Genomic DNA, 7,765 nt, shown 5'->3' on the forward strand with positions numbered 1-7,765 from the left:
GTTCGAGGTCGTCCGGAAGAGTCTTCTGCATGTGCTCCTGGACTATCGCCCTCGATGTCTCGGCTCTCTCTTCCCTTACAGACTTGATGAAAGATACAATGGAGGCGTGTGATATGTAGATTTTCTTTTCCTCCATTATCTTTGCCGAGATATCCCTGGATGACATGCCCTGGCTGGTCCAGTCGAGCACGTCCTTCTCGAGGCCATGTTGTTCGATCTTGCTTGGCTTAGGCATGACATCACCTCCTATCTGTAAGGGCATGTAAAGGTCTGTAAAGCAACAGCATAAGAAAAGAGGTCCCGAAGGACCTCTGTGTATTTGATAAATTAAGCATTACCGAGATGTTCTATATAAGTGACCTGTCAAGGTCAAATGATATTCGAATTCAACTTTTCCAGTTGCATTTCAATGATCTCGATGTACGAAAGATCTTTCTCGACAGCGATACACTTTCTTCCGTGCTTCTCACAAGCTACCACCGTTGAACCCGAGCCGGCAAATGGATCTAGTACCGTTCCGCCAGACGGACAATATCCTTTTACCAGCGTCTCCATAAGAGCGATGGGCTTTTGGGTGGGGTGCGGTGTCCTCTCGTTCTTGTTCATTTGAGGTTTATTCGGGAACTCAAGGACAGTTGTTGGATATCTTGTACCGTGATTGATACCGGACCTCATTTTCTCTCTCGACATTCCTCTCCCGACGTGTTGGCTGTTTTGGTATTCGCTGGACTTCCAGGAAGCAGGCACAGATTTCCTGTAAGGTTTCCCTATAGTTGAGATAGCCTCCCGATCGTAGTAAAGGCTCCCAGGTTTCACCTTGTCTTTCACGAACGCGTAGACTATCTCATGGCGTGTGAGAGGACGAACGACCCTCGGATGAGCAATTACGGGAGCGGGCTTCACCCAGATATACTCGAACTTCCTCTTCCAGCCCTTCTTTAAAGCTATTGAAGCCATCTCGACGGTTCCAAACAAAAAGAACCACCCGCTGTCTTTCAGAAGCCTGTGAAACTCTGAGAAAATAGCCGTGAAGTCCATAGGCTTTTTATCGAAAGAAAGTTTGGTGGTCAACCAGGGAGGATCGGTGATAATGGCGTCGAAGAAATGATCCGGTAGTTTTTTCATGTACTCGATACAGTCACCATGGATGATTTCGCAATTCACAATTCACCTCCATTCTTAAACACGGTTTGTTCCATGGCACTTGTCTTTGATAATTTAATGAACCACCTCCTGCAAAATAAAAAAGGGCTCCCGTCTGGAAGCCTTGATTGGATAATTTCTGTGATTATAGTAAATTATATCATTTTTTGCGGACGTATCCAAATCGCCCGGCTATGAATACTATTAGATCTAGTCAACAAAAAAGGGCCGTCTTCCGGCCCAGTACCTCAATACAGAAAGGGTGACGTTTCAAAGCGCATTATGATTTGATTAGCTTACCATCAGTATAGCACTTTCCACTCTGGCTATTTAATCCGAATCCAGGCTGAATGCGACGTAATTCGATAAATACACGGGATCTCCTCCCAATTTCTCCCAGGCTCTTCTCATATGTCTTCGAAGCGCCGATTCGTCAATGTTCAGGAAAGAAGCGATCTCTCTATTACTCGGAGGTTTTCCGTCTTTCCTACTGTGATCTATAAGCCTCCAGAAGATAGCCTCCATCTGTCGTTTGGTAAGTCTTCTGAACATGCCGTCCAGGATCCCGATCGCCTGATAGTATATTTCCTTCTCCTGAATTCCGATCAATCTTTTGGTTCTAAGGGCAGCGCTCATGCTAATCTTTGACTGGAAGGACGGAGCCATGCATGGAGTTTCGACCATAATCTGTCCGTCTATAAGTCCAAGAATGACAGGCCTTTCCAGGACCCTGGCCCACATGGACTGTAGCGAACGCAGGACGATGACAAGATCCTCTTCTGAATGAGCACCAGCTACAAGCCTTTCACATCTCTCCTGAAGCATCCTTTCCCTCCGAACGTAACGAGGGCCTTGGCGGAGGCCCTCACGCATTTCCAAGAATGGTGGCTTTGTTCAATTCATCCAGCTTCTCGTACAACTCAAGAAACTCCTTCATCTCGTTCAGATGTGTCCAGATCTGCGAGACCGGTTCAGACGATCTCATCTTTCCGAGTTTCCCGAGTTCGGATTCAAGTCTTTTCTTGTGCCGTAGTAGGATCGAATATGTGGGAAAGGCTATCGAAAGAGCTTTAGCCCTTTCCGTTGCGACGTTCTTCTTCATCGCTCAACCTCCCGGATAGCACTAACACCGAATAGACGACCAAGACAAGGACCCCGAGGGCTAGTGCGCCCAGGAAGATCATGTCTCCTCCTCCTCCCCCTTCTTCTTGATTTCGAACACGTATAGATCCGGGTTCTGTTTTCTCGCGATAAGCATCGCGTCGGTGACATTGAGGGCGTCAACCTCGACTTCCTTTCTCTCCGTCTTGCTGTAAGCGGTCTTTCCTACCGTCACTATGTAAATCATGTTGAAATGCCTCCTCGTTCAGTTGCTTTGTCAGTATGATTCCGCATTCGCATGTCCAGTCCGTGTGTGAAGCCGAACTGTAATAAATGCGGCCGCATTCAGGGCATCGCCTTCTGACCATCCGGGACCTCCCTCTTCCAGCCCTTGATTCTCCATTTGCTTCCGCGCGCAGTCTTTCTGGCTTGTTTTCTCGCCTCTTCAGCGGCTTTCCAGATCTTTTCGCCTTCGATAACGATAGAGAAGTATCTTCCCGGCCTGTCAATTCTCTCGAGCTCAAAGCGGAATGCCGGCACTAGTAATCCACCTCCACGGTCTTCAGAAGCTTCTTGGAGAACCTCCTCTTGTTTTCTTCGGAATCAAGCACGATAGCCGGGACATACTTCCTTTGTTTTTCATGTTTGAAAGATCCGCCTTCTTCTTTCTTGAACTTTTTATTGTCGGTCACGCCCATAAGATGCCTCCTTCAGGATCATCATTCCGTTGCCTTCCAGTGTTTGGCGAAGTTCATGGTTTTCTTTCTTAAGCCTCTTCACTTCGGCAATCAGCTCCGGGATCCACTCCCCGAAATAAGTCTCCACGATCCCGTTCAAGTTCTTTTTCTGTATCCTTGCCCTGCATTCGATATCATCTAGTTCCACGTCGGTCAACGGCATTTCCTTCACGCTCCTCTTCAAGTCCGAAAAGTTCATCCGCTTTCCGGGCTTTCTTTTCCAGTTCTTTCTGGATTTTCTTCTCCAACCGTTCCGACGATTGGATCTTCTCTCGCTGTCTTTCAAGGAATTTGTCGATTCTCTTCATCTATTTGAGCCTTCTTCCTCTAATCAACATGATCAGGCACCGGACAATTACATACGGCCAAAGGAGCGAACCGAGAGCATATGTCAGGACCTTCTCTTTCGGAGGTATGTAGATCTTCTCTTGCTCCTCGACGATCATTATCAGCAGGCCCGTCATGACAACTCCAGTGATGTAGATCCACACTAGAATCATGCGATCACTCCTCTCGAAGCCAATCGACGTACTCGTCCCTTTTCTGCTTCCTGAAGCTCTCGGCGTCCTGTATGTAGACTATGAAGACTCTCTCGGCCAGGCGGTCCCAGATCCTTTCGCCCATCAGGTCTTTGAATTCTTTCGGGTTCAGGTTGGATGTCATGACAGTTCCCAGCTCGGCTTCGTAGCGATAGTTAATAAGCTCGAACATCTTCTGCATGACGATCTTGTTCTCCTGTTCCACGGCTACATCGTCTATCGCCACCAGCTCGATCGTCTTCAGGTCCTCGAACCTTGCAGAGATCTCCTGGATGCTCCCTGTGAGGCTCGTCGAGGTCACAAAGGCGGCCGTGCTCCCCCTGGATATCGCTTCGCTCACTATCGCGGCGGCCAGGTGCGTCTTTCCGGTGCCGTATCCCCCGAGAAAGACCAGGTTCGCTCCGATCTTCCAGGCCTTTTTCTCTGAGAACTTTCTGGCGGTGGTCAACGCCGCTTTCAAGTCCGGAGTCCTGGAGATGAAGTTCTCGAAAGACCTGTCCCAGAAATTTTTGGGAAGCGCGTTCATGATCTTCTGCTGGATCTTGATCTGGCGGAGGTACTTTTCCATGACGGGGCAAAAGACTCTGCTGGTAATCCCGTTCTCCATGTATTCGACGAGTCCGCCCGTCCTGCACTTCTGAGGACCTCCGCAACTTTCGCGGCACTTATCCACCGCCAGTTTCTGATCTGACAAGGAGTTCTTCAAGGTCTCGCTCATCGGAATGAGTTCCTGCCGGGTTCTTGAATCGTTCCTTCCAATCGTCTCTCGAGTCTCTCTGTTCACCTCTTCCATTCGGCCCTCCTTTCGCTCTGTACATGGCCTTCGCGCTCTCTTCATCCAGGAATTTCTCGACATGCAGGTCCAGGAAAGTTGACAACTGCCAGCGAGTCTTGAGTATGTACTCGCTCCCGTTCACGATTTCGGCGTAGTTTTTGATAGCCTGAAGAACAGCTTCTTCTCCATGGTCGAGTAGAGCCTTTAGAATTGCGGCATTTGTCTTTTCTTTGTTGTCGGGAATTCTTGAGATTTGAAATTGATTCCAGAAGAGTATCACTTTTTCAATCGCGGGCGCGGGTATATATATATTATTATCTAGATCTCTAGGATCTAAGATCTTACTACCCTTGTCATTAACTTGGACATTTAGTTGGACATTTAGTTTGTCATTAAGTTTGTCACTAACTTTGTCATCAGGACCAAGGTTAATGTCAAGGTTTCTAAAATAAGCGCCCAGAGAGTAAATTGCGTAATTCTTTTTTCCGGAACCATTTTTGAATTCTATCAACCCTCTCTGCATGAGGGAGTTTCTCGCACGGTGGATCTGCTTTGTCGACATATGGGTTAGCACTACCAGTTTCGGATTCCCGATCGCGACGTTGGAATTCAGAAGATTATTGTCTTCGTTTCTTGCCCAGTTGATCTGGGCCAGAAGTGCGATGAACAATATTTCCTCCGAATGGGCCAGTTCGTGATCCAGACGGTATCTCGAATATTGGTTGAATACAGTGCCTATCATCATCCTAATTCACCACCATTTGCTAAAATCCGCCCCCGATTTCTCGGGAGCGGATGTCCTGTATCACTTCAGTCCTGTAAGAGAACCTGCCGGTTTTTCTTCTGTCTTTACTTCTATGATTTCTCTGCCTTCCATGTTCTCGGTAGCTTCTTCAACGTCCCAGATGTTTTCGGCTTCGACCAGCGACATGTCCGGTTCTTCGCACTCGTTGCCACCTTTCCATTCCCTGGCAGTCTCGTCCAGGGCAAGGGCCGTCCGGATGATAGGAGACTTGGGGATCCACCTGAACCCGGCTTTAACGACCGTCTTTTCTCCCATCCGATCCTCGTTGGTGAACCACGGACTGTCCTGTCTGCTTCCTTTGAGACCAGCGTTGTAAGCCACCGAATAGCGGTCTCTTATCTTCCGGACCTGATCCTTGGTCATGTAAACGACGATGTTTCCGCCACCTTTGAGTTTGCCGACCATGTAGTAGCCCTTCGACTCGCCGGGATCTCCGTCCAAGTATGGTACGTGGACAAGCTCTTCGTTGAGTCCGTACTTCAAACTGAAGGTGTCTTTCTCATATACCGTGCGCGCTACTATGGACTCCATCCTGTCTGATCTGTATCCTAGTTCTACGAACCCCTCGTACATGATGTCGAAGCACACTTTCCCCTTCCTTGGAACCAGGGCGCACTGGTTGAGGCCGTTCGTGGGATCGAGGCCGACTTGGGCCGCCATCATGACCGCTCCGAGAAGCGAGGCCGGGTTTTGCATCGCTGCCTCGGCGAGACTCTTGTTCTGCCTCAGAAGAGTGACCACTATCCTTATCATCCTGTCGGGAGTTATTCCCACATCCGGAAGGGCGTTGGCTATCTCGCCTTTGATCGAAGTAAGATTCTTGACTATGCCCGCTAGTGGATCGGGCTTGTGGTTCCTTCTTTCCTCTTCCTTCTTCACCATAGAAGTGATTTCACTTGCTTTCGGCATTGGCAAACCTCCTTCACGATGCTCTCTTGAACCTAAACCTTCTGGAATGTGTCTCTTCCAGATAGTTTTCATAGTCCTTCGGTCTTTCCTCTTTGAACCTTGATTGCGCAAATCTCTTGGAGAAGTAGCTCTTCCAGAATACCCAGTATCTCCCCGTGAAGCCGGCCTCAGAGTCGCCAAGGCGTTCTTTGAGACGGTTCTCGCGAAGAGTGATCTCCTTATCTATCTCTTCCTTCTGAGCCTTGAGAGTCTCGAGCTCTTCTACAACGAGATCGTCCTCGGTCGGAAGGTCTATCGACTTTCTCATCGACTGAGGAAACAGGACCTCCAGGACAGTTGCGCAGTCTTCAGAACCGTCTACCGCCGGTGGGATCCCCTTGAGCACGTTCTCTTTCCAGAATTTCTCCTCACGTCGAATGATCTCGTCCGCGAGCTCTTCGTCCAGTTCGAACCTCTTGTACTCGAACCTCTTCCCTCCGATCAGGCCGGCGATGTATCCCCACGTCCTGCCGGTGACAATGAGATAGTGCTGGAGCTGGACGTATGCTTCGGGTGGGATCTCTTCTCCTTCCCAGTCGTTCTTCATGTACTCGGAGACGTTTTTAAGCTCCAGGATGCCCCATGAATCGGTGGCTTCGTCGTAGATCTCGCGGTCGATGTTGGCAATCATCCATGGGTATTCGGAATTTTGAAGTATAGCGTTGCAGCGCTGGACGTACATTCCCGTCTTCTCTTTGAAAAGTCCGGCGATGAAGTCTTCTATCTTTCTGCCGATCTCCATCGCTTCGTTTTCTTCTTCCTCCGGAGCTTCGTCGATCTTCTCGAGATACACCCTCAAAGCGCTTTTCCATCTGCTTATTCCGAGGACGGCGGCTACGTCCGAGCCACCGATCCCTTTCATTCTCTGCCTTTTCCATTCTTCATAGCTGATCCTTTTGGTACTTGCCAGACGAATGGCTTCCATTCCCAGGACCTCCTTGTGTTATAATCTTTTCGGTTTGAATAAGAATTGTTTCGGCCGCGAAAGCGGTCTTTTTTTGTGCCGAGTGTGGTAAGATTCATTAAGTGTCGATTTGTTTCGCAAGTCTCACTTCCTATGGGGAGCCGCCTTTTATAGGCGGCTTTTGTTTTTTGCCTAATTATTTTCTTCACCGCTACCGCCCCGACTTTCTTATGACCAGACCGTTTTTCACGAGCTCGACTCTAGGCTGCCTTTTCCTGACGTATTCCTCATATACGCTCAAAGCGTTCACCGGCGTTCCGTGAAATACGGGTACTCCTTCCACTTTCACTGTCATAACTCCAACCTCCTTCACTTCTGAAGACTTTTATGCCTCTCTCGACAGTAATCGCGAGCGGGATCTGCCGGTCGATCTTCTTGTAGTAACGATCGGATCTCAGGGGATCCAGCGCTAGAAGTATCGCGTTCATCTGCCGGTTCTCGTACTTGATCCTTCTGAAGTTACTTAGCAGTCTGTCGATTTTCGGGTCCTGATACTCGTCGATGGAAGTTTGCCAGTCAAGGATCTTGCACAACACGCTGGCCATGTAGTAATCTCCGCGCTTGCTTGCCTTCATTCTTTCGTGGCGGATGTACTCAAACAGCCCATTTTCGCTGTCTTCTCCTTTGAGTCCGTTGAATTCTTCAATGGTCAAAACGCCGTCGTAAGAAGTAGCCTGGGAGTTCCAGTTTTCGTTGACCTGGTCAGTTATCGGAAACTTTAGCGGCACCGACAACTTCTTTGGCACCTGCATC

The 7,765-nt window shown here is 48.9% G+C and carries 15 protein-coding genes; all 15 read right to left on the reverse strand.

The genetic code is table 11. The features are described 5' to 3' along the window. The coding region (locus PKX57_RS10515) for a hypothetical protein (protein ID WP_472417203.1) at window positions 1-235 on the reverse strand (235 nt) is incomplete at its 3' end. Window positions 236-369: 134 nt separating this feature from the next. Continuing rightward, on the reverse strand, window positions 370-1,125 hold the full coding sequence (locus PKX57_RS10520; protein ID WP_472417205.1) for a DNA-methyltransferase: 756 nt from the start codon (window positions 1,123-1,125) through the stop codon (window positions 370-372). A 348-nt stretch (window positions 1,126-1,473) separates the two neighbouring features. Further along, the gene (locus tag PKX57_RS10525; RefSeq protein WP_472417207.1) at window positions 1,474-1,968 is read right to left on the reverse strand and encodes a hypothetical protein; all 495 of its coding nucleotides are present in this window, start codon (window positions 1,966-1,968) and stop codon (window positions 1,474-1,476) included. A 40-nt stretch (window positions 1,969-2,008) separates the two neighbouring features. Beyond that, window positions 2,009-2,245, reverse strand: coding sequence for a hypothetical protein (locus PKX57_RS10530; RefSeq protein ID WP_472417209.1), 237 nt, complete (start codon window positions 2,243-2,245; stop codon window positions 2,009-2,011). 78 nt (window positions 2,246-2,323) lie between these two features. Further along, window positions 2,324-2,491, reverse strand: a complete 168-nt coding sequence (locus tag PKX57_RS10535; protein ID WP_472417210.1) for a hypothetical protein — start codon at window positions 2,489-2,491, stop codon at window positions 2,324-2,326. A 98-nt stretch (window positions 2,492-2,589) separates the two neighbouring features. Continuing rightward, window positions 2,590-2,784: a hypothetical protein gene (locus tag PKX57_RS10540; protein ID WP_472417212.1), complete on the reverse strand. Its 195-nt coding sequence runs from the start codon at window positions 2,782-2,784 to the stop codon at window positions 2,590-2,592. Further along, window positions 2,784-2,942 (reverse strand): hypothetical protein, encoded by a 159-nt coding sequence (locus PKX57_RS10545; RefSeq protein ID WP_472417214.1) that lies wholly within the window; start codon window positions 2,940-2,942, stop codon window positions 2,784-2,786. Before PKX57_RS10545 ends, PKX57_RS10540 begins: the two co-directional genes overlap by 1 nt. Beyond that, window positions 2,923-3,138, reverse strand: a complete 216-nt coding sequence (locus PKX57_RS10550; RefSeq protein ID WP_472417215.1) for a hypothetical protein — start codon at window positions 3,136-3,138, stop codon at window positions 2,923-2,925. The genes PKX57_RS10545 and PKX57_RS10550 overlap by 20 nt, the downstream gene beginning before the upstream one ends. Next, window positions 3,116-3,289, reverse strand: coding sequence for a hypothetical protein (locus tag PKX57_RS10555; RefSeq protein WP_472417217.1), 174 nt, complete (start codon window positions 3,287-3,289; stop codon window positions 3,116-3,118). Before PKX57_RS10555 ends, PKX57_RS10550 begins: the two co-directional genes overlap by 23 nt. After that, on the reverse strand, window positions 3,290-3,481 hold the full coding sequence (locus PKX57_RS10560) for a hypothetical protein (RefSeq protein WP_472417219.1): 192 nt from the start codon (window positions 3,479-3,481) through the stop codon (window positions 3,290-3,292). A gap of 4 nt (window positions 3,482-3,485) precedes the next feature. Further along, on the reverse strand, window positions 3,486-4,214 hold the full coding sequence (locus tag PKX57_RS10565; protein ID WP_472417221.1) for an ATP-binding protein: 729 nt from the start codon (window positions 4,212-4,214) through the stop codon (window positions 3,486-3,488). Further along, window positions 4,186-4,818 carry a hypothetical protein gene (locus PKX57_RS10570; RefSeq protein ID WP_472417223.1) on the reverse strand — a complete coding sequence of 211 codons (633 nt, stop codon included), beginning with the start codon at window positions 4,816-4,818 and terminating at the stop codon, window positions 4,186-4,188. Before PKX57_RS10570 ends, PKX57_RS10565 begins: the two co-directional genes overlap by 29 nt. A gap of 282 nt (window positions 4,819-5,100) precedes the next feature. Continuing rightward, window positions 5,101-6,009 carry a recombinase RecT gene (locus tag PKX57_RS10575; RefSeq protein WP_472417225.1) on the reverse strand — a complete coding sequence of 303 codons (909 nt, stop codon included), beginning with the start codon at window positions 6,007-6,009 and terminating at the stop codon, window positions 5,101-5,103. A 13-nt stretch (window positions 6,010-6,022) separates the two neighbouring features. Beyond that, window positions 6,023-6,973 (reverse strand): YqaJ viral recombinase family nuclease, encoded by a 951-nt coding sequence (locus tag PKX57_RS10580; protein WP_472417227.1) that lies wholly within the window; start codon window positions 6,971-6,973, stop codon window positions 6,023-6,025. Between the two features lie 266 nt (window positions 6,974-7,239). Continuing rightward, window positions 7,240-7,765: hypothetical protein (locus PKX57_RS10585; protein WP_472417229.1), on the reverse strand; the 526-nt coding region annotated here is incomplete at its 5' end.

The organism is Mesotoga sp. (assembly GCF_035363035.1).
Taxonomy (GTDB): domain Bacteria; phylum Thermotogota; class Thermotogae; order Petrotogales; family Kosmotogaceae; genus Mesotoga.